At 62.1% G+C, this 26,708-nt stretch carries 20 protein-coding genes; 12 read left to right on the top strand and 8 right to left on the bottom strand.

Annotated elements, in window-relative coordinates:
* The first annotated feature begins 391 nt into the window (after positions 1 to 391).
* From repA to repC, 3 genes are all read left to right on the top strand, one after another.
* The gene (gene repA / locus ASG25_RS19570) at positions 392 to 1,615 is read left to right on the top strand and encodes a plasmid partitioning protein RepA (protein ID WP_062478233.1); all 1,224 of its coding nucleotides are present in this window, start codon (positions 392 to 394) and stop codon (positions 1,613 to 1,615) included.
* Positions 1,612 to 2,658, top strand: coding sequence for a plasmid partitioning protein RepB (repB, locus tag ASG25_RS19565; RefSeq protein WP_062478230.1), 1,047 nt, complete (start codon positions 1,612 to 1,614; stop codon positions 2,656 to 2,658). Before repA ends, repB begins: the two co-directional genes overlap by 4 nt.
* Before the next feature lie 225 nt (positions 2,659 to 2,883).
* Positions 2,884 to 4,110 carry a plasmid replication protein RepC gene (repC, locus tag ASG25_RS19560; protein ID WP_062478227.1) on the top strand — a complete coding sequence of 409 codons (1,227 nt, stop codon included), beginning with the start codon at positions 2,884 to 2,886 and terminating at the stop codon, positions 4,108 to 4,110.
* A gap of 11 nt (positions 4,111 to 4,121) precedes the next feature.
* Here the strand turns inward: repC and ASG25_RS19555 are convergent, their stop codons facing one another.
* On the bottom strand, positions 4,122 to 5,054 hold the full coding sequence (locus tag ASG25_RS19555) for a LysR family transcriptional regulator (protein WP_062478224.1): 933 nt from the start codon (positions 5,052 to 5,054) through the stop codon (positions 4,122 to 4,124).
* Between the two features lie 140 nt (positions 5,055 to 5,194).
* Between ASG25_RS19555 and ASG25_RS19550 the strand changes: the two genes are divergently transcribed.
* The 5 genes from ASG25_RS19550 to ASG25_RS19530 all read left to right on the top strand — a co-directional run bounded on the left by ASG25_RS19550 (position 5,195) and on the right by ASG25_RS19530 (position 11,651).
* Positions 5,195 to 6,010, top strand: coding sequence for an alpha/beta hydrolase fold domain-containing protein (locus ASG25_RS19550; RefSeq protein WP_244479451.1), 816 nt, complete (start codon positions 5,195 to 5,197; stop codon positions 6,008 to 6,010).
* 31 nt (positions 6,011 to 6,041) lie between these two features.
* Positions 6,042 to 7,229, top strand: a complete 1,188-nt coding sequence (locus ASG25_RS19545; RefSeq protein ID WP_062478221.1) for an efflux RND transporter periplasmic adaptor subunit — start codon at positions 6,042 to 6,044, stop codon at positions 7,227 to 7,229.
* Between the two features lie 166 nt (positions 7,230 to 7,395).
* A complete protein-coding gene (locus tag ASG25_RS19540) occupies positions 7,396 to 10,578 on the top strand; it encodes an efflux RND transporter permease subunit (protein WP_062478218.1) in 3,183 nt (1,060 codons plus the stop codon).
* A gap of 141 nt (positions 10,579 to 10,719) precedes the next feature.
* The gene (locus ASG25_RS19535) at positions 10,720 to 11,175 is read left to right on the top strand and encodes an Lrp/AsnC family transcriptional regulator (protein ID WP_062478215.1); all 456 of its coding nucleotides are present in this window, start codon (positions 10,720 to 10,722) and stop codon (positions 11,173 to 11,175) included.
* A gap of 17 nt (positions 11,176 to 11,192) precedes the next feature.
* Positions 11,193 to 11,651 carry a RidA family protein gene (locus ASG25_RS19530; protein WP_062478212.1) on the top strand — a complete coding sequence of 153 codons (459 nt, stop codon included), beginning with the start codon at positions 11,193 to 11,195 and terminating at the stop codon, positions 11,649 to 11,651.
* A 16-nt stretch (positions 11,652 to 11,667) separates the two neighbouring features.
* Here the strand turns inward: ASG25_RS19530 and ASG25_RS19525 are convergent, their stop codons facing one another.
* The 5 genes from ASG25_RS19525 to ASG25_RS19505 all read right to left on the bottom strand — a co-directional run bounded on the left by ASG25_RS19525 (position 11,668) and on the right by ASG25_RS19505 (position 19,665).
* Complete coding sequence (locus ASG25_RS19525; protein ID WP_082480389.1) at positions 11,668 to 13,737, bottom strand: PAS domain-containing sensor histidine kinase; 2,070 nt, start codon at positions 13,735 to 13,737, stop codon at positions 11,668 to 11,670.
* The gene (locus tag ASG25_RS19520; protein WP_062478209.1) at positions 13,715 to 15,223 is read right to left on the bottom strand and encodes an ATPase domain-containing protein; all 1,509 of its coding nucleotides are present in this window, start codon (positions 15,221 to 15,223) and stop codon (positions 13,715 to 13,717) included. Before ASG25_RS19520 ends, ASG25_RS19525 begins: the two co-directional genes overlap by 23 nt.
* A 224-nt stretch (positions 15,224 to 15,447) precedes the next feature.
* A complete protein-coding gene (locus tag ASG25_RS19515) occupies positions 15,448 to 16,512 on the bottom strand; it encodes a lipocalin-like domain-containing protein (RefSeq protein ID WP_244479461.1) in 1,065 nt (354 codons plus the stop codon).
* Positions 16,513 to 16,546: 34 nt separating this feature from the next.
* Positions 16,547 to 18,955, bottom strand: coding sequence for an FtsX-like permease family protein (locus ASG25_RS19510; RefSeq protein ID WP_062478822.1), 2,409 nt, complete (start codon positions 18,953 to 18,955; stop codon positions 16,547 to 16,549).
* On the bottom strand, positions 18,955 to 19,665 hold the full coding sequence (locus tag ASG25_RS19505) for an ABC transporter ATP-binding protein (RefSeq protein WP_062478204.1): 711 nt from the start codon (positions 19,663 to 19,665) through the stop codon (positions 18,955 to 18,957). Before ASG25_RS19505 ends, ASG25_RS19510 begins: the two co-directional genes overlap by 1 nt.
* A 438-nt stretch (positions 19,666 to 20,103) precedes the next feature.
* Here ASG25_RS19505 and ASG25_RS19500 point away from each other — a divergent pair, with 438 nt between their 5' ends.
* Positions 20,104 to 22,203 carry a TonB-dependent hemoglobin/transferrin/lactoferrin family receptor gene (locus ASG25_RS19500; RefSeq protein WP_244479450.1) on the top strand — a complete coding sequence of 700 codons (2,100 nt, stop codon included), beginning with the start codon at positions 20,104 to 20,106 and terminating at the stop codon, positions 22,201 to 22,203.
* A gap of 148 nt (positions 22,204 to 22,351) precedes the next feature.
* Here the strand turns inward: ASG25_RS19500 and yghX are convergent, their stop codons facing one another.
* Both yghX and ASG25_RS19490 read right to left on the bottom strand, forming a co-directional pair.
* Positions 22,352 to 23,239, bottom strand: coding sequence for a YghX family hydrolase (gene yghX / locus ASG25_RS19495; protein WP_062478199.1), 888 nt, complete (start codon positions 23,237 to 23,239; stop codon positions 22,352 to 22,354).
* Positions 23,240 to 23,329: 90 nt separating this feature from the next.
* The gene (locus ASG25_RS19490; protein WP_062478196.1) at positions 23,330 to 24,421 is read right to left on the bottom strand and encodes an ROK family protein; all 1,092 of its coding nucleotides are present in this window, start codon (positions 24,419 to 24,421) and stop codon (positions 23,330 to 23,332) included.
* 208 nt (positions 24,422 to 24,629) lie between these two features.
* On the opposite strand from ASG25_RS19490, the gene minC reads away from it, so the two are divergent.
* From minC to minE, 3 genes are read left to right on the top strand one after another with little or no spacing between them, the layout of a single operon-like run.
* Complete coding sequence (gene minC / locus ASG25_RS19485) at positions 24,630 to 25,376, top strand: septum site-determining protein MinC (RefSeq protein ID WP_062478193.1); 747 nt, start codon at positions 24,630 to 24,632, stop codon at positions 25,374 to 25,376.
* Positions 25,377 to 25,405: 29 nt separating this feature from the next.
* The gene (minD, locus tag ASG25_RS19480) at positions 25,406 to 26,221 is read left to right on the top strand and encodes a septum site-determining protein MinD (protein ID WP_062478191.1); all 816 of its coding nucleotides are present in this window, start codon (positions 25,406 to 25,408) and stop codon (positions 26,219 to 26,221) included.
* On the top strand, positions 26,218 to 26,478 hold the full coding sequence (gene minE, locus ASG25_RS19475) for a cell division topological specificity factor MinE (protein WP_062478188.1): 261 nt from the start codon (positions 26,218 to 26,220) through the stop codon (positions 26,476 to 26,478). Before minD ends, minE begins: the two co-directional genes overlap by 4 nt.
* The last annotated feature ends 230 nt before the right edge of the window (positions 26,479 to 26,708 follow it).

Here is a 26,708-nt window from a genome sequence, read left to right as displayed (position 1 = left end):
TCACATCCATCTCTCGCGGGCCGGGCGAGCACCACGTGGCTCCCTCTCTCGCCCTCTGTATGTTAGCTATCACGAAATGTGCCCCGATTCGAACCGCTTGCAGCGATTGGTCAAAAAAAATGATTCGGGTCGGTCTTGGGTCCGAGTGGCGGTGTCATGGGCGTTTGATATCCAACAGGGCGGCGGGAACCCGGACAGACCGTGTCTGGCTATTGTTGCTCCAAGTGGCGTAACCGTCTCATTTGAACCGGGTTTACAGGCCGCTATCCCCAGGCTTCGTTAGCCGACGTGCCACCCGTTCTCGCTATTTCGCTGGACGGCGATCAAGAATCATGGCGTAGCTTAGCGACGGATGGCCGCTAAAACGCATATTGGCCGACAAGAGGGACAAATGGCGCTAAGAGATGACGTGCGGCGCGACACCGCCGGGCAAGAGGACGCTGCTGCCAAGATCATGCGCCACGCCGGAATGCTGTCCAACCAGCTTCAGCAGTTGCGCGCCCGGATGTACCCGCCGAAGGCCGAAAAAAACCTCCGCTTCTTTCTGACGAACGAAGTTTCAAAGCTGACCTCTATACCGGATTCGACCCTGAAGCTCCTGTCCATTGAAGGTCGCGGGCCGGTACCGAGCCGCCTTGAGAACAACCATCGGGCCTATACCCTCAATCAGATCAACGAGTTACGTAATTTCTTCGCCGGACAGAAGCCATCGGATGCGCAGCGGTTCCTGCCCCATAGGCGGGATGGCGAACATCTCCAGGTGCTGGCAATTTCGAACTTCAAGGGCGGCAGTGCAAAGACCACCACGAGTGTGCATCTTGCGCATTTTCTCGCCCTTCACGGCTACCGCGTTCTTGCGATCGACCTCGATCCCCAGGCGTCGCTTTCCGCCATGTTCGGCGCCCAGCCCGAGGTTGATGTCGGCCCCAACGAAACGATCTACGCTGCCCTGCGCTATGACGAACAGCGTCGACCGATCCGCGACATCATTCGCAAGACCTATTTCGACGGTATCGACCTGATACCCGGCAATCTCGAGGTCATGGAGTATGAACACGATACGCCACGCGTGCTGGCGCAACGCGGCGGCGGCGCAGGCGGAATCTTCTTCGAAAGATTGAAAATGGCGCTTCTCGAAGTGGAGGCGGACTATGACGTCGTCGTCCTCGATACGCCACCGTCCCTCGGGTTTCTGACGCTCGGCGCCATTTATGCGGCGACCGGCATGATCGTGACGGTGCATCCGGCCATGCTGGATGTCGCGTCGATGAGCCAGTTCCTGCTGATGATGGGCGATCTGATCCAGGTGCTGAATGAGAACGGTGCCGAGTTGAACCAGGATTTCTTCCGTTATCTGATCACCCGTCATGACCCGAACGACCAGCCCCAGTCGCAGGTCGTTGCAATGCTGCGTCACCTTTTCGGCTCGGATGTTCTTCTTGCAACGGCCGTCGAAAGCACGGCGGTCGAAGCGGCAGGGCTCGCCAAGAGAAGCCTCTACGAGCTGGAGATCGGACAGGTGGGACGCGATACGCATCGCCGCGCGCGGGAAGCCATGGATGCGGTCAACGAGAGCATTCTCGATCTTGTCCGCCAGAGCTGGGGCAGGACATGAGCAAGACCAAAAAATCGATCATTGCAAATTTCGGGATCCTGTCGGCAGCCGTCGATTCCGACCCGCAGCCTGCGGAACCGCAGCCAGCGGCAGTCCAGCCCCCCTCCCCCACTCTCCCCCGTGTCGGGGCCGGTGTGATCGGGGCCGCTCAGCGTTCCATCGGCGAACTCCGCGACGAACGGGACCGGCTGAAAGCGCTGGTCGAGTCCGGCGCCGGCTCCAGTTTGGAGCTTGACGCCTCCCTGATCGATCCGTCGCCCTATCCGGACCGGCTCGCAGACGACAATGGGCAGGATTTTGCCGCTTTCAAAGCCACGTTTGAGGCGGAAGGCCAGAAGATCCCGATCCAGGTGAGGCCGCATCCCGAGCGACCCGGTCGATACCAGGTCATCTACGGCCACAGACGTCTTAAGGCGGCTAAGGAACTCGGCTTGCCGGTACGCGCGCTGGTCGTCGAGATGTCTGATCGCGACCTCGTCGTGTCACAAGGCATCGAGAATGCTGCCCGTCAGGACCTCACATGGATCGAGCGCGCATTGTTTGCTGCGCGCATGGACGACGCCCAGATCAAGCCGAGAGACATCAAATCGGCACTGGCGATCGATGATGCGGAGCTTGCTCGGATGCGCGGTGTCTATCGCGCCGTACCGCTCGACGTCATTGAACTCATTGGACGTGCGCCCAAGGTCGGTCGTCCGCGATGGGGCGACTTTGCCAAGCTGTTCTCGGCATCCGGAAATGGGTCGGCCCTGGTGGAGAAACGTCTGCGGGCCGACGGAATGTCGGCTATCGGATCGGACGACCGTTTTCGTTTGGCGCTGACGGCCTTGAAGACGCGCGAACCCGAGCCGGACGACGGTGCCGCCGAGGTCCTTTCGCTCAGAGACGCCGACGGACGGGACATCGCCCGGGTAAAAGTGTCGGCAAAGGAATTACGCATTGTTCATGTCGGCCCGAAAGGCGCAGCCTTCTCGGCTTTTCTGCAGGCTGAAATGCCGCGATTGGTCGAGAGATTTGCGCGCAAGGACGACGCGGACACCTGAAAACCCTGTCACATGACAGGGTTTCCCCGTTTGAGGGGATAACGAAACATTAAATAGGAAAGGATGCTGTATCGGTTAAACGAAAGGCCCCCAAGCGGCGAACCACCTGAGAGCCTTTGTTGTCTTGTAGCAGAGAAACGAATAGCTCCCTTCGAATCACTTGTCAACGTGAGAACGCCGCTTTGGTGACCGGAATCGTTTGCCCTACACTTGGAGGCACCGAAAATGGACACGAATCTTGTGACGACGCCCTTTGGGCGGCGGCCGATGACGCGTGCCATGCTCACAGGACAGAGCACGGCACCGAGCGAGATCTCGCACACGGTCGATAAATGGAAGCTGTATCGGGCCCTGTGCGAAGCCCGAGCGCGGTTCGGCATTTCTGACCGAACACTTGCGCTCCTTAACGCGCTCCTCTCCTTCTACCCGAAGAACGAGATCTCGGCAGAGACAGGCCTTGTCGTCTTCCCGTCCAACCAGCAACTCTCGCTGCGGGCCAACGGAATGGCCGAGCAGACCATCCGGCGGCATCTGGCGCTCTTAGTCGACGCGGGCCTGATCGTGCGCAAAGACAGCGCCAATGGAAAACGTTACACGCGCCGCCATCGCAATGGCGAGCTGAAGGAAGCCTTCGGATTCTCGCTTGCGCCTCTTCTCGCCCGTTCATCGGAGATCGAGGCAATGGCGCAAGCCGTGCTTATCGAGCGCCTGCAGTTACAGGAAATGCGTGAAAACCTCACCATCTGCCGACGGGACATCGCAAAGCTGATTGCTCTTGCAAGGGCAGACGGCACGCCTGGAAACTGGGACCTTCATCACGAGACTTTCCGGTCGATCATCGACGCACTTCCCCGAAACGTGACCATGGAGAATGTGGTCGACGCATACGGCCAGCTCCGGCATTTACGTGATGACATCATCAAAGCCTTGGATGTACAAAAGAATCCCGAGAAACTGAGCGCCAATCCCTGCCAAAATGAGCGCCACATACAGATATCAGAATCTGAATCTTCTTTTGATTCTGAGGCATCGACCAAACGAAAAAAGGATAGCGAAAGGCGAGGTGTCGATCAGCTTCGGCCTGAAATAGCGACGTCACTATCTCTCGTGCTGAAGACATGCCCGTCTATCTCGGACTATGCGTCTCGCTGTGAAATTCGTGACTGGCGAGATCTCGCGTCAGCCGCAAATGTGGTTGGCCGCATGTTTGGTATCAGCCCGTCAGCGTACGAAGATGCGTGTGTAACTATGGGCACAGTTCCAACAGCGGTGGCGATCAGCTGCATTCTCGAGCGGAGCGACCATATTCGATCGCCTGGTGGATATCTCCGCCATCTGACGCAAAAGGCGAAGGCTGGAGAGTTTTCGTCGTCGCAGATGGTAATGGGTCTTTTGAAGGGACGCGGGGCAGGCGGGCAATCGGCGCCGGTCGTGTTGGCGCCATGCAGTTGACCTCGGATACGCTAAGACAGCCTCCCCGTCTTCAAAACCCTGTCAGCTGGCAAGGTTTGCATGAGTTTGGCCAACCAGTCGACGAAGACCCGAACTTTGTTGCTCAAGTGCCGTCGCGGAGGATAAACGACATAAAGCGGGATAGGCTTGACCCTCCACCCCGGCAACACCTGCCTCAGCGTACCAGCACTCAGAGCCGCATCGATCATGAAGCCCGGGGCTGCCGCGACGCCCAATCCGCCGATGGCTGCATTGACGTAGGAGCGTGCATCGTTAACGGACAGAATGTAGTTTGGTGTCACCGCGACCGCGCGCGCAGCGTTTTCGAGTTCGAGATCCATGATGCGTCCGGACTGCGCCAGGAGATAGCCGACAGCAACGTGAGCACGGGTGAGATCTTCGGGTTCATGAGGCTCGCCGAATTTCTCCAGATAGAGCGGAGCAGCACAGAGCTTCATGGTCATGTCGCCAACCTTGCGCGCGATCAAGGATTGGTCACCCGGCGTGCCACCACGCAAGGCGCAGTCGACGTTCTCGGCCACATAATCAACCAGCCGATCACCGACGCCGATATCCAGCTTGATCAGAGGATATCTCTGATAGAAGTCGCAAAGGGCAGGGATCACGACCAGGTCAGCAAACGCACCAGCCATCTCGACGCGCAGCCGTCCGCTTGGCTGGGATTGGGAGTTGCTGAGACTGCTGTCCAGTTCATCGAGTTCGGAAAGGATTTGAACGGCGCGCTCGTAGTAAAGGGCTCCATCCGTTGTGACGATGACCCGACGCGTCGTCCGATTGAGAAGTGTCGCTTGAAGACGAGCTTCGAGGCTCTGGACATAGTTCGTCACCGTCGTCTTCGGCATGCTCAAGGTGGACGCAGCACGTGTAAAGTTACCGGTCTCAACGACACGAACGAAAACACGCATTGCAGTCAACTGATCCATTACTCGGTCTCCAGTCTACGATCAATTGTTCGACATTCCGGAACATTGATGTCCGATTAGCGTAGCTTGTGCAGAGCTGCGGGACAATACTAGATAAAGACCAGAAGGAGCAAGGTGCTCTATGAAGGGCGGCATTCGTGATGAAAAGCGCTTCACAAAGGATCGAGATTCAGACCGATGGCGGTCTGGACGTTGGTGCGCGCATTTACAGGGGCTCCACGTCGAACAAGCAACAGCCTTTGGTTCTCTGTCTGCAGGGTGGCGCGTTTCTCGACACGACCTGCCTGGAGGAGGAACGAGCCATTCCCAGGGCGATCGCGGAGAGCGGGGCAGTGGTCGTGGACGCGGAATATGGACGTGCGTCGGACTTCTGTTTCCCGGAGGTTCTCGATCATGCCTGTTCGGTCCTTCGCTATATCGACGAACATCGCAGACTGCTTGGAGGATCCGCGAAATCACCGGTCTTCGTCGTTGGCGATGAAGCCGGCGGAAATATTGCCGCTGGCGTGGCGCTCAAGGCGCGCGATCGCTTTCCGGGTCGCCTCGCTGGGCAGATGCTTCTGTCACCGATGATCGATCCGCGCATGACGTCGATTTCGATGCGAGAGGCAGATATCAGCCAGCGCGAGCGATGGGCGGACGGATGGCAGCACTATATGCGCGCCGTTTGCGGTGGGCAGCACCCGTACGCGGCGCCGTGCGAATGTTCTCGGCTGATGCGGGTGGCTCCGGCGCTTCTCATGACGTCGGAGGATGATCCGCTGCGCGACGAAGTCCGGTCCTATGCAGGGCGCCTTCGAGACGCCGGCGTGCGAGTCCGAGAAAAGGTTCTCCCGGTCGGCTTTGGATGGCCGGGACTCTACAGGAAATATGCGGGACCGTGGATCGAGGCTGTGGGCGCCGAGTTTTCGGGTTTCGTCAATGAGCTGCGATCGGGGGATCGGGCAACAGTTTAAAGCGGCGCCATCCGGGGCCAAGGAGTTGAACATGACAGCAAGAACAAACCGCTGGGCCCTGATGGGCGCCGGCCTGAGCATTGCTGCGTCCGTTGCGGGGGCAGCCTTCTATTTCGAACGAACCGGGGGCGCAGTGGCGGCCGAGCCTGTTGCGGCAGCGGCTCCGCAGGCGGTGCCTGTGACGGTTGCGACCGTCGAAGCGCGCAATGTCGCGACCTGGCAGACGTTTTCCGGGCGGCTGGAGGCTGTCGGCCGGGTACAGATCCGGCCGAGGGTCGCCGGGGCGATACAGTCCGTTGCGTTTCGCGAAGGCGCTCTGGTCAAGGCTGGAGATCTTCTCGTGACGATCGATCCGGAGCCCTATCAGGCGGCGGTCGCGCAGGCGGAAGGCCAGGTCGCGTCGGCAGAAGCACGGCTTGCCTATGCGAGCACGGAGCTGGATCGCGGCGAGCGACTGACAACCAAGAACGTGCTTTCCGACAGCGACCTTGCCCAGCGCCGCAGCGCAAAGGCGGAAGCATTGGCAGCCCTTCAGTCGGCAAAAGCCTCCTTGCACGTTGCCCAACTGGATCTTGGCTATACCGAGGTTCGTGCGCCGATTTCCGGACGGGTCGGGCGTCGCGAGATCACCGAGGGCAATCTGGTGGCAGCAGGATCGGGCTCGCCTGTCCTGACGACGCTCGTCTCGATTGATCCGATCTATGCGAGTTTCGATGTCACCGAGGATCTGGTCGGGCGGACGCTCGCGCAACTCGGTCAGGAGACGTCAGGCGCGCCGGACCTGTCCCGCATACCCGTGGAACTCGCTACGGGAGCGGGGGAGGGGACAGCCGTGCACGGCCAGCTCCAGTGGATCGACAACGAGGTCAACGGACAGAGCGGCACAGTGCGTGTTCGCGCCGTGTTTGACAATCCCGGCGGCCGCCTGCTTCCAGGACAGTTTGTGCGCATCCGCATGGGTGATCCCGCACCGGAAAACCGCCTGATGATCAGCGAAAAGGCTGTTGGAACTGACCAGGACAAGAAGTTCGTCTTCGTTGTCGATCCTCAGAATACGATCGTCTACCGCCAGATCGAGCTCGGAACCGCCGTCGATGGCCAGCGTATCGTTGAAAAGGGCCTCACCGCAGGAGACCGGATCGTGGTCAACGGGCTTCAACGGGTTCGCCCCGGAGCATTGGTCGATCCACAGACCGAAGCGAAGGTCGCCCAGCAGTAGACCGGCCGCGGTCTCGCAAGACCGATGCTGATGGAAGGCGACAACTCGTTTCATCGGCATCGGTCGCCTCCCAAACCCACAGCTTTTACCATTGCCCGACCTTGCGGTCTCCCTGCCGCGAGCAGGGTCATTCGTCTCCTGATCAGTCCCGGAGAGGGGTTATGACATGAACATTTCGAGGTTTTTCGTCGACAGACCGGTGTTTGCCGGCGTCCTGTCGGTTCTTATCGTCGTCGCAGGCCTGATCGGCATGCGCGCCTTGCCGATTTCCGAATATCCGGATGTCGTCCCCCCATCGATCGTCGTCCGCGGGACATATCCTGGCGCCAATCCGAAGGTGATCGCGGAAACCGTCGCGACCCCCTTGGAAGAGTCGATTAATGGCGTCGAAGACATGCTCTACATGTCCAGCCAGGCAACGGCTGATGGCGTCCTGACGCTGACGGTCACGTTCAAGCTCGGCACCGACCCCGACAAGGCGCAGCAACTCGTCCAAAACCGGGTATCGCAAGCGGAACCCCGTCTGCCCGCAGAAGTCCGTGCGCTGGGCGTCACGACAGTCAAGAGTTCGCCCGACCTGATGATGGTCGTCAATCTGGTGTCTGCCGGCGGTCGCTACGACCTCACCTATCTCCGCAATTACGCGGTTCTCAACATCAAGGACCGGCTCGCGCGTATCGAAGGCGTGGGGCAGGTTCAGGTTTTCGGTGCCGGCGACTACTCGATGCGTGTCTGGATCGACCCCCAGAAGGCCGCCGAATACGGGCTTGCCGCCAGCGACATCACCACCGCCATCCGCCAGCAGAACGTGCAGGCTGCAGCCGGCATCATCGGGGCGTCTCCAACGCTTCCAGGCACGGACCTGCAGCTTTCCGTAAACGCGCAGGGACGTCTGCAAACGCCCGAGCAATTCGGCAATATCATCGTGAAGAGCGGGAGCAATGGCGAGATAACTCGGCTACGGGACGTTGCCCGGATCGAGCTCGGCGCCGCCGATTATACGCTGCGCTCGCTTCTGGACGGGGAGCCTGCCGTGGCTGTGCCCGTCTTCCAGTCGCCGGGCTCCAACGCCATCGCCATTTCCGACAACGTTCGGGAGACCATGGCGGAACTGGCGAAAGCCATGCCCGAGGGCGTTCGGTTCGAGATCGTTTATGACACGACGGAGTTCGTTCGCGCGTCTATCGAAAAGGTGATCGATACCTTGCTCGAGGCGATCGCCCTCGTCGTCATCGTCGTCATCCTGTTCCTGCAGACATGGCGCGCGTCGATCATCCCCCTGATTGCCGTTCCCGTCTCCATCATCGGCACCTTTGCCGTGATGTATGTCTTCGGCTTCTCGGTAAACGCGTTGACCCTGTTTGGTCTCGTCCTGGCCATCGGCATCGTCGTGGACGACGCGATCGTCGTTGTGGAAAATGTCGAGCGCAACATCGAAAATGGCCTCGCACCGCGCGAAGCGACCTATCGCGCGATGCAGGAGGTCTCCGGACCCATCATCGCGATTGCCTTGGTGCTGGTCGCCGTCTTCGTACCGCTGGCCTTCATCACGGGGCTTTCCGGGCAGTTCTACCGTCAGTTTGCGCTTACCATCGCAATCTCCACCGTGATCTCCGCCATCAACTCGCTGACGCTGTCACCGGCGCTGGCCGCCCTGCTGCTCAAGGGGCATCATGCCAAGAAGGACGTTCTGACGATCGCCATGGACAAGGCGCTCGGTTGGTTCTTCCGGGGGTTCAACCGTGCCTTCGGTGCGGCGTCCAACGGGTATGGCCGCAGCATTGGTGGACTTCTGTCGCGCAAGAGCGTGGTCATGGTTATCTATCTCGCGCTGGCCGGCGCGACCTATGCCATGTTTAACGCGGTTCCCGGCGGGTTCGTCCCGGCGCAGGACAAGCAGTATCTGATTGGTTTCGCCCAACTTCCCGATGGTGCGACCCTCGATAGAACCGAGAGCGTCATCAAAAAGATGAGCGACATCGCGCTGCAGCAGCCAGGCGTGAAGAATGCGATTGCCTTCCCCGGCCTGTCGATCAACGGGTTTACGATCGGCTCCAATGCCGGGATCGTCTTCGCCATTCTGGATGACTTCGAAAAACGAACGACGCCGGAGCTTTCGGGCGGCGCCATCGCAATGCAGCTGAACCAGAAATATGCCGGCATCCAGGATGCTTTCATCGCCATGTTCCCGCCGCCGCCCGTCAACGGTCTTGGATCCACAGGCGGCTTCAAGCTGCAGATCGAGGACCGCGCCGGCTACGGCTATCAGGCCCTGGATGAGGCGACCAAAGCCTTCATCGGCAAGGCCTACCAGACACCGGAGCTGGCGGGCATCTTCTCCAGCTTCCAGATCAACGTTCCGCAGCTCTTTGCAGACCTTGACCGTACAAAGGCCGAACAACTCGGTGTGTCGGTCACAGATGTCTTCGATGCGTTGCAGATCTATCTCGGCTCTCTTTATGTCAACGATTTCAATGCATTCGGACGGACCTACAGCGTACGTGTCCAGGCGGATGCGAAATATCGGGCAAAGCCAGAGGATATCGGACAGCTGAAGGTCCGCTCGCAGACGGGCCAGATGATCCCGTTGTCGGCGCTTCTGAACGTCGATGCCACCACGGGGCCGGAGCGAACGACCCGGTACAACGGTTTCCTCGCGGCGGATGTCAACGGCGCACCGGCACCGGGATTCTCGTCCGGTCAGGCGCAAGCCGCCATCGAGCAGATCGCGCGGGAAACGCTGCCCTCCGGAATCGATTTCGAATGGACCGATCTTACCTACCAGCAGATCCTGGCAGGCAGCTCCGGGTTTCTGGTCTTTCCGCTCGCTTTGCTTCTCGTCTATCTCGTGCTCGCGGCCCAATATGAGAGCCTCACACTGCCCCTTGCCATCATCATGATCGTGCCGATGGGCGTGTTGGCCGCGCTCACCGGGGTGTGGCTGACAGGGGGCGACAACAACATCTTTACCCAGATCGGCCTCGTCGTCCTTGTCGGACTGTCGGCAAAGAACGCCATCCTGATCGTCGAGTTCGCGCGCGAGCTGGAGTTCGAAGGGCGGACGCCCCTGCAGGCGGCTGTCGAAGCAAGCCGGCTGCGTCTGCGCCCCATTCTGATGACGTCGATGGCGTTCATCATGGGCGTGGTGCCGCTCGTCATCTCCACGGGGGCCGGGGCCGAAATGCGGGCCGCCATGGGGATCGCCGTCTTTTCCGGCATGATCGGCGTCACGATCTTCGGGATCTTCATGACCCCGGTCTTCTATGTGCTGGTGCGCAGGCTGGCTGGAAACCGACCGCTGAAGACGTCGGCAGAGGTGGACCACCCGCATCTTCAGCCCGCCGAATAGGCCTGCGATCCCATCGGGCGTAACGACCCGCCGCCGGACCTTGTGGTTCGGCGGCGCTTTGCGTCAGCGACAGAGGGGATGACAAAGTGCGATCAACAATGTCTAATCCGCCAACTTCCCATGCAGATGGAAATGTGATCTGTGAGATATTCCAAGGACGCGACCACGGCGATCTACGTGCCGGACGATCTTGATCGGCGCATCATTGCCCATCTCAGGGTGGATGGACGGGCATCGCTATCCAAGCTGTCGGACGCGCTGGGTGTCGCACGCGGCACCGTCCAGAACCGTCTGGACCGCCTGCTGGACACCGGAACCCTCCTTGGCTTCACCGTGCGCCTGCGCGAGGATTTCGATGCACAGACCATCCATGCCGTGATGATGATCGAGGTCGTCGGAAAATCGACGACCCAGGTGATCCGCCGCCTTCGGGGCATTCCCGAAATCTACGCGCTCCATACGACCAACGGAAATTGGGATCTGGTGGCGAACATGCGTTCTGCCACCTTGTCGGATTTCGACCGGGTGCTTCGAGAGGTCCGGATGATCGAGGGCGTGTCGAACAGCGAGACGAGCCTGCTTCTGAGCAGCGTCTAGAGAGGGGAGGGGAGGCCATGAGCTGCTACCGACGACTTGAGGAACTAGGCCTGGTACTGCCTGCCCCGCTGGCACCCGGCGGTAATTATGTGCCGGCTAAGAAAGCGGGCGACATGCTGTATCTGGCGGGGCAAGGTGCGGCACGGGCCGGCGGAGGCTGGCATACGGGAAAAGTCGGGCGTGATGTCTCGATCGAGGAGGCGCGAGGCCACGCCCGTATCGTCGCGCTTCAGGTTCTGTCGACGGTACAGCATGCGGTGGGGGATCTCGACGCGGTCGAGGTCATCAAGGTTTTTGGAATGGTCAACGCCACGCCGGATTTCACCGACCATCCGTTCGTCATCAACGGGTTTTCCGACCTGCTGATCGAGGTGATGGGCGAGGACGGCCGTCATGCGCGGTCGGCGATCGGCATGGGCTCGCTGCCCAACGGCATGACGGTGGAGATCGAGACGATCCTGCGCATCAAGCGGTAGCCGCTTCGTTTCCGCTTCAGGATTGGCAGACGATCTTTCCGATCTCGGTTGCCAACTGATCCTGCGAATAAGGCTTGCCGAGCCTGGGGATGTTGAGTTCCGTTCCCGCAGGCAGTTCCGCATATCCCGTCGCAATGAGGATCTTCAGATGCGGCCGCATCGCCAGTGCCTTCCTGGCCAGTTCTGCCCCGTTCATGCCCGGCATCGAGAAGTCGGTGATCATCAGGTCGAAGGCGTCGTCACCTTCCAGAATACCGAGGGCCTGACGACCGGAATTGGCCTCGACCACGCTGTGGCCAAGATCTTCCAGCATGTCCACGGTGCTCATGGCGATCAGGGCATCGTCGTCGACCATGAGGATTCGCAGCGAACCTGAGTCTTGCGACGGCCCGACAGACGGAACCTCCGGCGGAAAAGCCGTTTCGCGCGCTTCGCTTGGTTTTGCGACCGGGAGGCGCAGGACGGCCGTCGTGCCTTGGCCAGGCCGGCTCGACAGCTGCAGCGCGCCCTTCAGCTGGATCGCGAGGCCATGGATCATCGACAGACCAAGGCCGGTACCTTTTCCGAGTTCCTTGGTGGAAAAGAACGGATCGATGGCCTTGCGCAGCGTTTCCGCATCCATCCCGGTGCCGGTGTCGGTAACCGAAAGCACGAGATAGCGACCGGCCGAGAGCACGTCGGTGGCAACGGCGCGATCTTCCATGTCGAGCCGGATGGTGATGGTTCCGCCGTCCGGCATCGCGTCGCGCGCATTGACGACGAGGTTGAGGAGAGCAAGTTCGAGCTGGTTGCTGTCTGCCTCTGCCGGCGGCAGATCTGCGGTAATCTCGCTCTGCAAGGTGATGGCGGAGCCGACGGAACGGCGCAGAAGATCTTCCATCTCCGTCACCAGCTTGTGGAGGTCCACCGGCCCGACCTGCAGGTCCTGCCGTCGCGCAAAGGCCAGCAGGCGCTGGGTCAGCGACGCGCCGCGGCGCGCGCCCTGGACGGCACCGTCGATCAGTCGAACAGCCTTGGCGTCGCCATCCACATGCTTGCGCAGAAGTTCGAGGTTTCCGAGGACCGCCATCAACAGGTTGTTGAAATCGTGCGCAACACCCCCCGTCAACTGTCCAATGGCCTCCATCTTCAGCGCCTGTCGCAGTTGCTCCTCGGCTTTCTCGCGCTGCGCAACCTCGCTCATGACCGCGGCATGCGCTTCCTCGAGTTCTGCCGTCCGCTTCGTCACGCGGTCTTCCAGCGTCTCGTTGATCTGTCGCTGCTGTTCCTCAAGCCGGCGCCGCTCCGTGATATCGGCGGAGACACCGACGAGCTTGACCGGCCGGCCGTGACCATCGCGATAGACCTGCGCCCGGATCTCCGCCCAGTGCAGCGACCCGTCCGGCCAGACGACCTTGTATTCGATCGCGTAATCCTGCCCGGTCTCGATCGTATGCCGGACCGCGTCGATCATCCGCTCGCGATCTTCCGGGTGGATGGTCGAGATCAGCTCGTCGTAGCTCAGCGTGTCATCAGCGCCGCGCCCGAAAATCGACCGGCACGTAACGGACGTCGTCAACGCTTCCGTGGCGAGGTCGAACTCCCAGGCGCCGAGCCTTCCGGCCTCGAGTGCCGTGGCCAATCGCCGCTCGCCGTCGTCCAGCGCCTGCATCCGAAGTTGCGCGTCGAACTGCCGACGTCGTCCACGCATGGCCGTTCGGGCGACGCTGATGAAGGTCGTCGCATGGAACGGCCGCTCGATGAAACTGACATTGCCGAGCACCTCGGAGAGCCGGGCGGCCGCAGGATTGCGCTCGGGTCCACCGCCGCGCTGTGTGAGCACGATAAAGGGAAGATCCGACCAGCTCGGCTGTGCCGAAATCCAGCCGGAAAGGGCCTTGAGATCCGTCGAACGAAGGGCTTCCTCGGTGAGGACGCCAAAGGCGATGTTTTCGCCAAGCCGCTCGACGAACTGGGCCATGCTTTCTGCAGACAGGCATGTCATCCCCGCTTCCGCGAGCAGGGATGCTGCTATCTGGGCGTCGCGCCCGGCAGGCGCGAGGACGAGAACGGTCGCAACGCGATCAGTAATTGTCGCCACTCCCATCGGCAGGCGGCATCAGCGACGGGCCCCCGCTGGCGAGAACCGGCACGCCGCGAAGCACGCCCTGAAAGCCCACCAGCGGCTCGCCAAGGCTCAAGCCATCCGACCCGATCCGGTATTCGCGGATGGTGTCCTCGTGATGACCTGTCCGTTTCTTGATGACGGAGACCGCCCGCCGCACCTTTCCCATCGCCTCGAAATAGCGCAGCAGAATGACGGTATCCGCGAGGTACGTGACGTCGACGGGCGACTTCATGTCGCCGACCAGGCCGTGCTGGGCAACGGTCAGGAAGGTGTTTGCGCCCTGGCGGTTGAGATATTGCAAAAGCTCGTGAATGTGGAGAATGAGCGCATTTTCCTCCGGCATCGCAGCCTGATAGCCGTTGACGCTGTCGATGAGGACCGTTTTCGCGTTGGAACGGGTCACGCTTTCGCGAACGCGCTGGGCGAACTCGCCGGGCGACAGTTCTGCGGCATCCAGCTGTTCGATGTAGAGGTGTCCGGCAGCGCGCATCGCTTCCAGATCGATGCCCATGCTGCGCGTGCGGGCAAAGAGCAGGCCCAGTTCCTCGTCGAAGACGAAGATGGCCGCGGTTTCGCCGCGCTTGACCGCTGCGTCCACGAACTGCAGACCGAAGAGACTTTTGCCCGTGCCGGCCGGCCCGATGAGGAGCGTGCTCGATCCGCGGGTAATGCCGCCGCCGAGAAGGCCGTCGAAGGCGGGAATGCCGCTGCTGAGCATGGTCCGCGCGAAGTCCGTCCGGTGTTCCGTCGCGCGCAGGCGGGGGAACACGACGACGCCGCCGGTTTCGATGATGTAGTCGTGGTAGCCGCCGCGATAGGCCCTGCCGCGATACTTGATGATGCGCAGGCGGCGACGTTCGGCGCCATAGTTCGGGGACAGTTCCTCCAGATGAATGACACCATGGACGACGCTGTGCACCGTCTTGTCGAGGACATCCGCGGTAAGATCGTCGAGAAGCAGAACGGTCGCGCCCGATTTCGAGAAATAGTGCTTCAATGCAAGGATCTGGCGCCGGTAGCGCAGGGAACTCTGCGCCAGGAGACGGATCTCCGAAAGACTGTCGATGACGACCCGGCTCGGGCGCACGCGCTCGAAGGCTTCGAAGATCAGCTTGGTCGTTTCGCCGAGTTCGAGATCGGAGGAGTAAAGCAGGCTCTGCTGCTGTTCGGAGTCCAGCAGGCTTTCCGGCGGCACGAGTTCGAAAATCGTGATGTCCTCGCCGATCGTCATGCCGTGGGAGGTGGCGCTGCTGCGGAGTTCATCCTCCGTTTCCGACAGCGTGATATAGAGACAGCGCTCTCCGCGGGCCGCGCCCTCCAGCAGGAACTGCAAGGAGATCGTCGTCTTGCCCGTGCCAGGGGAGCCTTCCAGCAGAAAAACGTGCCGGCGTGAGAGGCCGCCTGCCAGCACGTCGTCGAGGCCCTTCACGCCGGTCATCGCCGTCGAACCCAGGTCAGTTGTCATCGTCTCATCCGTTCCTCGTCGGCGCGCGCGCCAACGTCGAGTCTACCTGCGGCGTCCTGAGAACGAAAATCCGGCTGTGCACTGTTTTCGACTGAAATCGCTGCGTTCATTGCGTGTAAATTATCCGTTACGCCTTGAAACGTCTAATCCTATTCGTCGGCGGATGCCCTGAAATCAAGGACGACATCCACCACGTCGTCCATTGCCCGTCGCCGCGTCTGCCGTCAATAACCGGTCATCTCCAGATAGCCGCGCCCCTGATGGCTACCGGAGACGCTGATCGGGCCTTCCCAGTAGGGCGTCCGTGTCGCCATCCACGCTTGCGGGTTCACGGCGGTGGTTGTGATGTCGAGACCGCGGGCGGGAAGCCTCAGGCGCCATCCGACAGGCACCGTCCGCCCCGCAACCTGCGCAGAGGAGAGGGGCTCGACCGTCAGGGCCCCCGGGGGGAGGGGGGAGGGCGTTCCGTCTGCCGCGATCCAGGTGGCGGATGTGTAGCCGGCGCCGCTGTCGCGAAGACGAAAGCCCATCAGCTTTTCGCCGCTGTCGAAATGCAACGAGAACCAGTCCCAGCCCGTCTGGTCCGCTGCCAAGGGCTGCGACGACCATTCCCGATCGAGCCAGGCCTGGCCGGTGACCGCGACATCGCCGCCGGGCAACGAAATCGTGCCGCGGACGGTGTAGAAGGGTTGGGAATAATAGTAGCTCGCCTGTCCCGCGGCAGACTTGACCGAATATCCGCCTTGCCCCTGCAGCACGATCGGACCCTTCGCCGTGAGGCCGAGCGCATAGCCGAATTCTGCTCCCGTGGCCCTGAGCGTGACATTCGCAATTCCATCGCTCGGCCCGCTCGTTTCCGACCCTTTCGCCGGTGCGGCAGCCTGCATGCGCCAGTCGTCGATCCAGGCGTCGAACGGCTCCGGTGTGACGCCGGCCTGACCGATGCCGCCTCGGGCAATGCGCTCCGCCACGAAGTGCCGGTCCGGCGTCGTCAGACCGGCATGTCCCATCCAGATCTGCGGACTGTTCCAACCCTCACGGTCCCCCGGCTGCAGCGCGGACCGGAAGAGCGTCCACTGCACCCCGTACGCCTTTCCGTCGGCGCCCATGAGGTTGGCCGTGATGTACCACCATTCGATGCGGAAATCGGGATGCGCGCCATGATCGCGCGGGAACGCGAAGCTTTTGCCGGGTTCTGGCACGGCGAAGCCTTCGGCCGTCGTGCCGAGACCCGCGAAACCTTGTGCGCCGGCCGGCATCGGCTGGCTGAAGCCGAGCAGAACCGACATCAGGAGCAGGATGGTAACGTTGGCGGTGGGGAGCCTACCGTTCATTGGCAAAGACTTTCAGGAGGTCGGAAGGCGCCGTGGCGGCCAGCTGGCGCAAGGGAATGAGGGCCGACAGAAGGCTCGCGCCAAGGGCAAGTATCGCAAGCCGCACCCAGTCGGCGGGGAAGACATGCATCGGAAGCTGCCAGCCGAAAGCTTCGACGTTGACGACCGAGAGCAGCACCCAGGCGAGCCCGAGACCAACGGGCAAGGCTGCAATCAGGGTGATCACGGCCAGAACCAGTGTTCTTGCGAGTTCGAGAACGACAAGCTGGCGGCGGGTCAGTCCCATGGCCCAGATCGGCGCAAGCTGCGGCAGCCGCATTGTGGAAAGCGTCATCAAGCTGGCAAACATGGCGAGACCAGCCACGCCGAGCGTGAGAACGTTGAGGGCGGCGGTGACCGAAAAAGTCTGCTCGAAAACCGCGAGGGAACGGCGCTTGAGGCTCCCCTGATCGACGATGTTCTCCGGCGGAAGGTCGAAGCGCGCGCGCAAAGCCTCCGAGAAAGCGGCGACGTTTTCCGGGGGAAGCCGAATCCCGTAGCGAAGGCGCGCGACGTCGGGATAGTGGGTGGTCAGCGCATCAAGACCGATCATCACCTGAGGGAGGGGATTGCCGTAGTCGGAGTAGACGCCGGCAATCGTCGTGGTCCAGCCGCCAGGAAGCATCAGGCTGTCGCCGATCTCAAGTCCGTCCCGCCGTGACAGTTGTTCGTTGACCAGCGCCCCGGCGCCGTTCGCCACACGATCCCAGGTCTCCGGCGTGCGGGCGAGCAGGGGCCAGTTTTCACGATATGTCGGATCGTCCGCGACACCGTAGATCTCGACCGGTGCGTCGGCGATGTCTCCGGAAACGCTCCAGATCGGCAGAACCGCATCGACCCGGCCCTTCAGCCATCCGCGCAGGGCTGCGGCTTCGGGCTCGCTACGGGCGGTCACATAAAGCTCGGCCGCAAGCCGCTGATCGAGCCAGCCGGTGAAGGTCAGCCTGAAGCTCGAGACCATGGTGCCAACGCCGATGTTGGCGGAAAGGGCAAGGAGCAGCGCCATGAGGGCCAGCGACAGGCCGGGCAGCTGCTGGCGGGTATCCGCCCAGAACCATTGTGCGATAGGGTGCCGGGCCAGCCACTGCATGAGGGCGAGGAACAGCGCGAGAAGGACTGGCAACAACAGCGCGGCACCGAGAAGCAGGCCCCCGAGCACGGAAAAACCGACCACCAGGCCCGAACCAAAGCCTGCAAGCGCGATCGTCGCGGCAAACAGCGTCGCGGCCGCTGCCGCCTGCAACCGAAGTCCGGACTCGGATGCGCGCGCCCACGCGCGTGGCTGGGCCGGTGCGAGGAGGGGCATGCGCCATACGCGCCAGAGGCTCTGCGCCGCGGCTGCAAGCGTGCCAAACAGCGCGATCGCGAGACCGGACGCCCACCATTGTGGTCGCAGCGACAGCGTGCCGGGAACGCTCGCGCCGTAGAGTCCCTGCAGGGTCGCGGCAACACCGGGTAGAAGGATGGAACCGACGAGATAGCCGAGCAGAACGCCAGCGACGCCGGCGACGATGGCGAACCCCACAAGCTCCGCCAGAAGAAGGCCTGTCAGGGTGGATGCCGGGAGGCCCAGCGAGCGGAGCGTGCGGAAGGTCGCCCGTCGCTGTTCGAAAGCCAGTCCGATGGCGGAATAGACGATGAACAGGCCGACCGCGAAAGCGAGAAATCCGAAGGCGGTCAGGTTGAGGTGAAAGCTGTCGGTCAGGCGCGCGAGGTCGCCTCGCGCATCCGGTGCCTTGACCACCAATGTCGGCGCGATCTCTCCGATCGCCCGTAGATCCCGTCGCTGACCGGGCGCGACGATCAACTGGCTGATCTCGCCGGGCTTGCCGAGAAGCTGCTGTGCAACGCCGATATCGGTCATGCCGATGCCGGCGGGGAGGGAAGAGGTGCGCTTTACCGGCGGTAGGGCGGATCCGGACAGCTTATCCGCCGTTTCGGGAGACAGGTAGAGCAGACCGGGAGGCGTGAGGAAGGCTGCGAGATCTCCGTCGCGCGCGACATCCGCATTCAGCCCCTCGGTCGGCATGGTAAGAGGATCGATGCCGATGATGTTGAGGCGCGTTTGACCGAGGCGGAGCGTCCCATCGACCACCGGCGAAACGAGCCATCCCGCGCGGCGCAGCGCGATATAGTCGGATTGCGTGATCGGCGCGCCCGTGCCGCTGACGATCCGGTCAAGACGGTCCTGTCCGAGCGTCGCAGCTGCGCGATCATAGCTCGCGCGCGCCTCGGCATTAATCGCCTGAACGCCGGACCAGAGAGCGGTCGCAAGCGACAGACCAAGGAGCAGCATGACCAGCTGCATCGGCCGTCTGCGCCAATGCGACAAGAGCGCTGCCATCGCGGTGCGGCGCATCATGCCGTGGGAACCGTTGTTGCGTCGATGCAGCCCGAGCGCAGATGGATGCGGCGATCCAGGCGTCGCGCCAGACGGTCGGAATGCGTGACCATCAGAAGCGAGGATCCCGTTTCCGCCACGAGCGACAGCATGAGGGCCATCACGGCATCGCCCGTTGCTTCGTCGAGATTGCCGGTCGGTTCGTCCGCCAGCACCAGTTTCGGCCGTGCGGCCAGCGTACGCCCGATCGCCACGCGTTGCTGTTGGCCGCCTGACAATTGTTCGGGATAGCGGGCAAGGAGGTGGTCAAGCCCGAGCCTTTCCGTCAGCTGCCGCTGCCAGGCCGCGTCGAACCGGCCAGCAAGGCGCGCATGAAATGCGAGATTTGCCGCAACGGTCAGGGATGGGATCAGGTTGAACTGCTGAAACACCAGTCCGACCGTCGACCGACGCAGGCTGGCCCGCCCCTTGTCGTCGAGCCCGCCGATTTCCTGTCCGTCGACCATGATCCGACCGTCGTCGGGATGATCGAGGCCCGCGACCAGATGCAGCAGCGTGCTCTTGCCGCTGCCGGATTCACCGGTGAGCGCAAGGCTTTGCCCTGCGTCCAGCGTGAGGTCTATCGCTTGCAGGACCATGAGCGGGCCCTCGGCTGTCCCATAGCTTTTCGAGACGCCTTGGAGAACGACGAGCGTCTCCGTTCGATCCGAAAGCGGGGGCAGGGGCATGCGTGTCGTTCCTTCCAGGCGGTGCGTCAGTCAGAATTGTGACCCATGCCGAGCAGCAGGTCGAACATGTCGCGACCGCATGGTCTCCAAGTAGTCGGCGGAACAGCCTTGTCCATGTCGAGGCCGGCTTTTCTCCCGCCGTCATGCCCTTTGTCACCCCCAGAAACCAGGGATCGAACATCAGCTTTTAATATTGACTCTAATTGTCATGTTTTATAGCTGTCATAGCAGGGGGCAGGCATTCGTCTGCCGGTTCAACATGTCGGCCATGTCATATCATCTCCGCGGGAAACCCTGCGGCGAATGGGCTTGCCGTGTCCGCTGAAAGGAAACGACATGATCATTCGGAGCGTCCGGTCCCTTCGTCTTGCCTGCTCTTGCCTTATCGCCATCGGTTCGCTGGCACCCTCAACCAAAGTGGCCGCACAAGACGGGGGGATGGCGCAGGACGCTACCGCGTTGCAAGAGCCGACGGCGCTGCCTGCGATTGTCGTCAAGGGCAAACGCGTCCGGCAGGGCGCGCCGGAAGACACCCCGCTCGCAACCCGGACAACGGAAGAGGAAATCTCCGGGAGAGATATCGACGATCTCGACGATCTCGGGGATACCACGGAGCCGGGCGTCAGTTTCGTATCGGCAACGAAGAGCGTCAATATTCGCGGTCTGGAAAACGATCGCGTCCGCACGACCATTGACGGCATCCCCATTCCCTACCTGTCGGACGGCGTGCGCGGATCTCTTGGCGGGGTCGATACCTATGATTTCGCGTCTCTTGGTACGATCGACATTCTACGCGGTGCCGATTCGAGCCGGGCCGGCTCCGGAGCACTCGGCGGCGCGGTTATTCTGCATACGCTGGAGCCGGAAGACCTGATGGCTGCGGGTGCGACGGTCGGCGGTGTGGCCAAGCTCGGCTATGACGGCGCCGATCGCGCGCTGACCGGGGCCGCAGCGGTTGCCAAACGCTTCGACAACACCTCCGTGCTCTTCCAGAGTTCCTACAAATACGGACATGAGGAAAAGACAGGTGGCGATACCGGAGGTTACGGCCCGACGCGCACGGAGGCCGATCCGCAGGATCTCAACCGACGCAACATTCTCTTCAAGATGCGCCAATCGCTCGAAGGCGGCCATACGATCGGTTGGACGGCGGAGCATTACGACCAGAACACGTCGACCAACTTGCGTCAAACCCAGGGCGTGACCTACCAGCCAGATGACTATGACCGGAGTTCCGACAAGAAGCGGGACCGGTTATCGCTCGACTATGTCTTCGATGCCGAAAGCGACGGAAGGTGGATCGACAGCGCCTTTGCGACCGTTTATCTCCAGCGCGCCGAGCGCGTTGAAGGCACCCACGGCACCCGGCTGACCGCACCGGCCGGCTTCTACATGCGATCGAGCACCAATGAAGCGCGCTCCTATGGCGCGAGCGCCTATGCGCGATCGAGCTTTGATACCGGCGCGTTCAGCCACCAGCTGACCTTCGGCGGCAATCTCGACCTGACCCGGACAACCCAGTACCAGAAGGGCGACGATAGCTGCGACATCGTCTTTGCCCCTCCCTGCGCAAACTTTCACAACAACCGCTCTGACATGCCCGATACCGACAGCATGATCGTGGGCCTGTTTGCCGAGGACACCATCGGGATCGGCCAGAGCGACATCTCCCTGACACCCGGCCTACGCCTCGACGGGTACCGTTACGATCCGCAGGAGACCGCGACCTATACCAGCATCGGCAGCAGCCCTGATCTGCCCGACGGACAGAGCGATGTCCGCCTCTCGCCCAAATTGCGCGCGGCTTGGCAGGTCCGTCCGGACATCGAGCTCTACGCCCAGGTGGCGACCGCGTTCAAGGCACCGAACGTCGCCCAGCTCTACAGCAATTACGACAATGCCCCGCTCTACCGGCAGATCGGCAATCCGGATCTTGATCCGGAGACAAGCTTCGGTTTCGAAGCCGGCGCCAGCTTTGGCGATGAGGATTTCGGCGGGCGCGTTTCAGCCTACAGCACGCGCTACACGAACTTCATCGACACGGAAACAACGCCCGAGGCGGGGTATCGGGTCGGCACCATCGAATATTTCAATCGCGCGCGCGTTCGCATTTCCGGCGTCGAAGCTCGTGCGCAAAAAACCCTGTCGTCGGGCATCGATCTCCATGGATCGCTCGCCTATGCCCGCGGAACCGATCTCGATACGCACGCGCTCCTCGCCTCCGTCGCACCCCTGAAGGCAATTCTTGGCCTGGGATACAACACCAAGATCTGGGGAACGGACCTCAGCCTTGTCACCGCGGCTGCCGTCGATGCGGATTCGGCGGCTGGCACCCGTCCCGGCGGCTACGGGGTCGTCAACCTTACGGGCTGGTGGGAGCCCGCACAGGCGAACGGCCTGCGTCTCCAGGGTGGCATCTACAATATGTTCGACAAGACCTATCTCGACGCTCTCGAGGTCAAGGCCATCGCCAACGCATCCGCGTTCTATTCGGAAGCCGGACGCACCTTCAAGGTGTCGCTGACCCAGAAATTCTGACGCCGGTGTCCCCGGAGCATCCCGCCTGTGCCGGCGAGGGGGGGGCGTTCCGGAAGCCAGCGGCTTGCCCGGAACCCGCGCCGGTCGAAAGGGCGCCGGTCGAAAAGTTGGTATTTGACCTTCGGCTCCGGGCATGATCGTCCACGGCTCATGCGAGATATCGGTTGAACCAGGCAATCGTCCGATCCCAGGCGAGCTTTGCGGCCGCTTCGTCGTAACGCGGCGTCGAGTCGTTATGGAATCCATGGTTGGCACCGGGATAAATATGCGCCTCATAGGTCTTGCCGGCTGCCTTCAAGGCGGCCTCGTAAGCGGGCCAGCCTTCGTTGACCCCTTTGTCCAGCTCCCCAAAATGCAGAAGGAGCGGCGCCTGGATCTTGGGCACATCCTCGGACTTCGGCTGCCGACCGTAAAACGGCACGGCCGCCGCCAGCTCGGGATAGGCAACCGCCGCGGCATTGGAGACGCCGCCGCCATAGCAGAAGCCTGTCATTCCGACCTTCCCGGTCGCGGCGTTATGCTTCATCAGGAATTCCACGGCCGCGAAAAAATCGTTCATCAGCTTCGTCGGGTCGACGGTCTTCTGCAACTCGCGGCCCTTCTCGTCATTCCCGGGATAGCCGCCGACGGAACTCAGGCCATCGGGCGCCAGGGCTATGAAGCCTGCCTTTGCAACCCGACGCGCCACGTCTTCGATATAGGGATTGAGGCCGCGGTTCTCATGGACCACGACCACCGCAGCAACGCGTCCCTGCGGTTTCGCCGGCTTGACGAGGTAGCCGCGCACCTCTCCGTGTCCCCGGGGCGATGGATAGGTGATGTATTCGGCAAGGATATCGGGATCGGTGAAGGCGACCTGCTGCGCAAGCGCATAATCCGGGCTCATGGAGGAAAGGATCGCCGCAGCCGTCAGTCCGCCGATCGCGAATTTGGCGGCGCGGTCGAGAAACTCGCGCTTGGAGATCTTTCCATGAGCATAGTAATCGTAGAGTTCCAGGAGCTCCTGGTCGAAATCCTTGGCTGTCAGGCGCGTCATCGCGGCATCTCCCTCTCGTCCTGTCTCTTAAACGGTAGACGGGAACGGAGGAAGCGTCGCTTCACAAATGCGACACCGGACTATCTTCCTTCAGGCCTTCGCCTTCGCCTTGTTGACGAAATGCGCATTGCCGAGCCCGGTGCCGATGGTGAGCACGGCCCATTTGGAAATATCTGTCATGAAGGGGATCTGGGAAAGGCCCTGGACGACCGCATCATTGTGCATCATCACCACGGTCTGATGGCCGTCGATCTCGGGAATGGCTTTCTTGATGGCCGCCGGGAGGTTGAAGCTGTCGCTTTCCCAATTGCCGCCGGGAAGATTCTGTCCTCCGCGCTCGATGGACCCGTCCGCCTTGATGATCCCCGGGCAACCGATACCGATCAAGGGTGCCGGCGCCAGGTTTTCCGCCTTGGCACGGGCGATCAGGTCCTTGAGCATCCCGATGAGCCGCTCGACGGCTGCGCTCCGGCTCGGGCGATCGTCGGCGTGCCGCCAGATCTCCGACTGCCAGACGGCAGCCTCCTCAAGATAATGCCTGTTGTCGGACTTCGCCTTTCCGAGATCGACCACGCCCGCCCGCATGTTCGTCCCGCCGATATCCACGGCGAAGATCGCCTTGTGCCCCTTTAGCATCCAGGCCGGCATCAGATGTACCGCGCCGATCAGGCCTGCGTCGTCGGAATGATGGACGATCGGAACCAGGTGAACATGGACGCCGCGCTCGGCAAGCAGCATCTCGGTGCGCGCAATGGCCAGTTCGCCCGACCGGCTCTGCCGGAAGCCGCCGCCGACAGCAATTCGTTCGGTTCCGGACCAGTGCTTCTGTTTCAGAAAACGCGTGACGACATCCGCGAACTCCTGCGCGAAATCCTCGACCGCGCTCCAGACCAGGGCTGATGCTTGGGCGTTCTTGCCTTTAAGAAAGCCGTCGATCTCGCGCTTCGGAAGATCGGCCGTCGGCACCTTTCCGATCGGGTCGATGTCGACCGCGCGCATGACCTTGCGCCAGGCGTCCAGCTTGGCGCGGAACTCGGCTTTCGTCGCCTTGTCGCCGATAAAGCCATCCTTGTCGCGAATCTCGATATTGTAGTCATCGATCGTCAGGGCGGGCAGGTCGAGGGCGCCGTTCGTCAGGGGGCCTGCGGCCTGATCCTGTGTCGCAATCTCTGACGTGACCATCAATCCTCCATCCTTTACATTTTCGTGGCACTGGAACGTGCCGCGGCGCGGGATGTTCCCGACTGCACCCCGTGACGGCTTGCAGCGCTCCTAAAAGAGACGGTTTTGACCGCTGTCGATCCGTCCGCAAGCCTTGGGCAAGGCCAGTCCTGTTAACCTTTCATTAACCGACCCAGCGTTAAACATCGTAAACGAATCCTTAACCCAGATGGACACAGTGCCCACAGACGCCCGCTCGATCCGTATCAAGGGCCGCTCCTTTCTCGCGGTCGTTCTCTCACCGGACCTGCCGCTCGACGCGTGGCTGATCCGGCTGGATGACCTCGCCGCGCGTTCTGCAGGCTTCTTCTTCGGCCGGCCGGCTGTCCTCGATGTCGCGGACCTCAAGCTCGACCGGGCACAGCTGAAAGCGCTCGTCGACGAACTTACGCGGCGCAATGTCAGCATCATGGGCATCGAAGGCGCGCGTCCGTCCGCGATCGCGCCGGGGATGCCGCCGGCCTTGAAGGGCGGACGCCCGGCTTCCGACTTCGAGGTCGCGACCAGCGATCCGACGGACGCCGAAACGTCCGGCGATCCGGTGCCGGACTCCACCGAGGCGCGCGCGGACGAGCCCCGCCCGGCGCTGCAATCGCTCGTCATTCGGGAGCCGGTCAGGTCCGGGCAATCCGTCGTCTTTACCGAGGGCGATGTGACCGTGGTCGGTTCGGTGGCCTCGGGTGCCGAAATCATCGCTGGCGGCTCGATCCATATCTACGGCGCGCTGCGTGGCCGCGCCATGGCGGGCGCCGTCGGCAATGCGGCCGCACGGATCTTCTGCCGGAAGCTCGAGGCCGAACTGGTCGCGATCGACGGCGTCTACAAAATGGCCGAAGACATGGCCCCCGGCTTCCGCGGACAGCCCGTCCAGCTGTGGCTGGAGGACGATGCGATCATGGCAGAGAAACTCAAGTGAGCCGCAAACGGCCAAAACAGGAGAGCAAGATGGGGAAAGTCATCGTCGTTACGTCAGGCAAGGGTGGGGTCGGCAAGACCACGTCCACGGCCGCCCTCGGTGCCGCCCTGGCTCAGAGGAACGAAAAGGTTGTCGTGGTCGACTTCGATGTCGGGCTGCGCAATCTCGATCTGGTGATGGGCGCCGAGCGCCGCGTCGTCTACGATCTGATCAATGTCATCCAGGGTGACGCAAAGCTGCCGCAGGCGCTGATCCGGGACAAGCGGCTCGAGACCCTGTTCCTGCTGCCCGCGTCGCAGACGCGCGACAAGGACAATCTGACGGAAGACGGCGTCGAACGCGTCATTGCCGAGCTGAAGCAGCATTTCGACTGGATCATCTGCGACAGCCCGGCCGGCATCGAGCGCGGCGCGACGCTCGCCATGCGCCATGCGGATGTCGCCGTGGTCGTGACCAATCCGGAAGTCTCGTCGGTGCGCGACAGCGATCGCATCATCGGTCTGCTCGACTCCAAAACGCTGAAGGCCGAAAACGGCGAACGCATGGAGAAGCACCTGCTTCTCACGCGTTACGACCCGGTCCGCGCCGAGCGTGGCGACATGCTGAAGGTCGAGGACGTGCTGGAGATCCTGTCGATCCCGCTGCTCGGCATCATCCCCGAAAGCATGGATGTGCTGCGTGCCTCCAATATCGGCGCGCCGGTTACGCTCGCCGATGTGCGGTGCCCGCCGGCCATGGCCTATTTCGATGCCGCCCGTCGGCTGGCCGGGGAAACCCTGCCGGTGACGATCCCCGGTGAGAAGCGTGGCCTGTTCGGCAAGATCTTCGCACGGAGGGCCGCATGAGCATTTTCCGTCTTTTCACCAAACAGAGGTCCGCGCCCATGGCGCGCGAGCGGCTGCAGGTTCTGCTCGCGCACGAACGCGGTGCCGCCGGCTCCGACCTGGTCGCCATCCTGCGCGAGGAAATCCTCGCCGTCATCGCAAAGCACGTGCAGATCGACAGCGACAAGGTGCATGTGAAGATGGACCGGGACGAGCACATGTCGATCCTGGAGATCGATGTCGAGATCCCGCTGAACGCCGCCAAGCAGGCGGCCTGAAGCGGCAAGCGCCTCGCTCCGCGGCCCGACCCTGGACCGCGGTGCAACGCCAAACGTCACGACGACAGAAACGACGCCCGAGCGCCTGCTCCGGGCGTCGTCTTCGTTTCGGTTCGGCGCGTTTGCGGGGGGGGGGCTCGGAATTCCCGTTATCTTTCCGTGACTTGTCGTTTTTCTCGAATTTTTCCGAATGAGGCTGTTGACGAGAATGACCTGGTAGCCCTATAACC

This window comes from Rhizobium sp. Leaf384 (assembly GCF_001424065.1).
Lineage (GTDB): Bacteria > Pseudomonadota > Alphaproteobacteria > Rhizobiales > Rhizobiaceae > Ferranicluibacter.
This window is presented reverse-complemented; position numbering and strand designations above follow the sequence as displayed.

Coding starts and splice junctions, on each gene's coding strand:
- ASG25_RS19500 (WP_244479450.1), top strand. CDS start 20,104: ATGGCGCAGGACGCTACCGCGTTGCAAGAGCCGACGGCGCTGCCTGCG.
- ASG25_RS19520 (WP_062478209.1), bottom strand. CDS start 15,223: ATGACAACTGACCTGGGTTCGACGGCGATGACCGGCGTGAAGGGCCTC.
- ASG25_RS19505 (WP_062478204.1), bottom strand. CDS start 19,665: ATGCCCCTGCCCCCGCTTTCGGATCGAACGGAGACGCTCGTCGTTCTC.
- minE (WP_062478188.1), top strand. CDS start 26,218: ATGAGCATTTTCCGTCTTTTCACCAAACAGAGGTCCGCGCCCATGGCG.
- minD (WP_062478191.1), top strand. CDS start 25,406: ATGGGGAAAGTCATCGTCGTTACGTCAGGCAAGGGTGGGGTCGGCAAG.
- ASG25_RS19490 (WP_062478196.1), bottom strand. CDS start 24,421: ATGGTCACGTCAGAGATTGCGACACAGGATCAGGCCGCAGGCCCCCTG.
- ASG25_RS19545 (WP_062478221.1), top strand. CDS start 6,042: ATGACAGCAAGAACAAACCGCTGGGCCCTGATGGGCGCCGGCCTGAGC.
- ASG25_RS19530 (WP_062478212.1), top strand. CDS start 11,193: ATGAGCTGCTACCGACGACTTGAGGAACTAGGCCTGGTACTGCCTGCC.
- ASG25_RS19550 (WP_244479451.1), top strand. CDS start 5,195: ATGAAAAGCGCTTCACAAAGGATCGAGATTCAGACCGATGGCGGTCTG.
- ASG25_RS19540 (WP_062478218.1), top strand. CDS start 7,396: ATGAACATTTCGAGGTTTTTCGTCGACAGACCGGTGTTTGCCGGCGTC.
- repA (WP_062478233.1), top strand. CDS start 392: ATGGCGCTAAGAGATGACGTGCGGCGCGACACCGCCGGGCAAGAGGAC.
- ASG25_RS19515 (WP_244479461.1), bottom strand. CDS start 16,512: ATGTCGGTTCTGCTCGGCTTCAGCCAGCCGATGCCGGCCGGCGCACAA.
- ASG25_RS19510 (WP_062478822.1), bottom strand. CDS start 18,955: ATGCGCCGCACCGCGATGGCAGCGCTCTTGTCGCATTGGCGCAGACGG.
- ASG25_RS19555 (WP_062478224.1), bottom strand. CDS start 5,054: ATGGATCAGTTGACTGCAATGCGTGTTTTCGTTCGTGTCGTTGAGACC.
- repC (WP_062478227.1), top strand. CDS start 2,884: ATGGACACGAATCTTGTGACGACGCCCTTTGGGCGGCGGCCGATGACG.
- yghX (WP_062478199.1), bottom strand. CDS start 23,239: ATGACGCGCCTGACAGCCAAGGATTTCGACCAGGAGCTCCTGGAACTC.
- ASG25_RS19525 (WP_082480389.1), bottom strand. CDS start 13,737: ATGGGAGTGGCGACAATTACTGATCGCGTTGCGACCGTTCTCGTCCTC.
- minC (WP_062478193.1), top strand. CDS start 24,630: ATGGACACAGTGCCCACAGACGCCCGCTCGATCCGTATCAAGGGCCGC.
- repB (WP_062478230.1), top strand. CDS start 1,612: ATGAGCAAGACCAAAAAATCGATCATTGCAAATTTCGGGATCCTGTCG.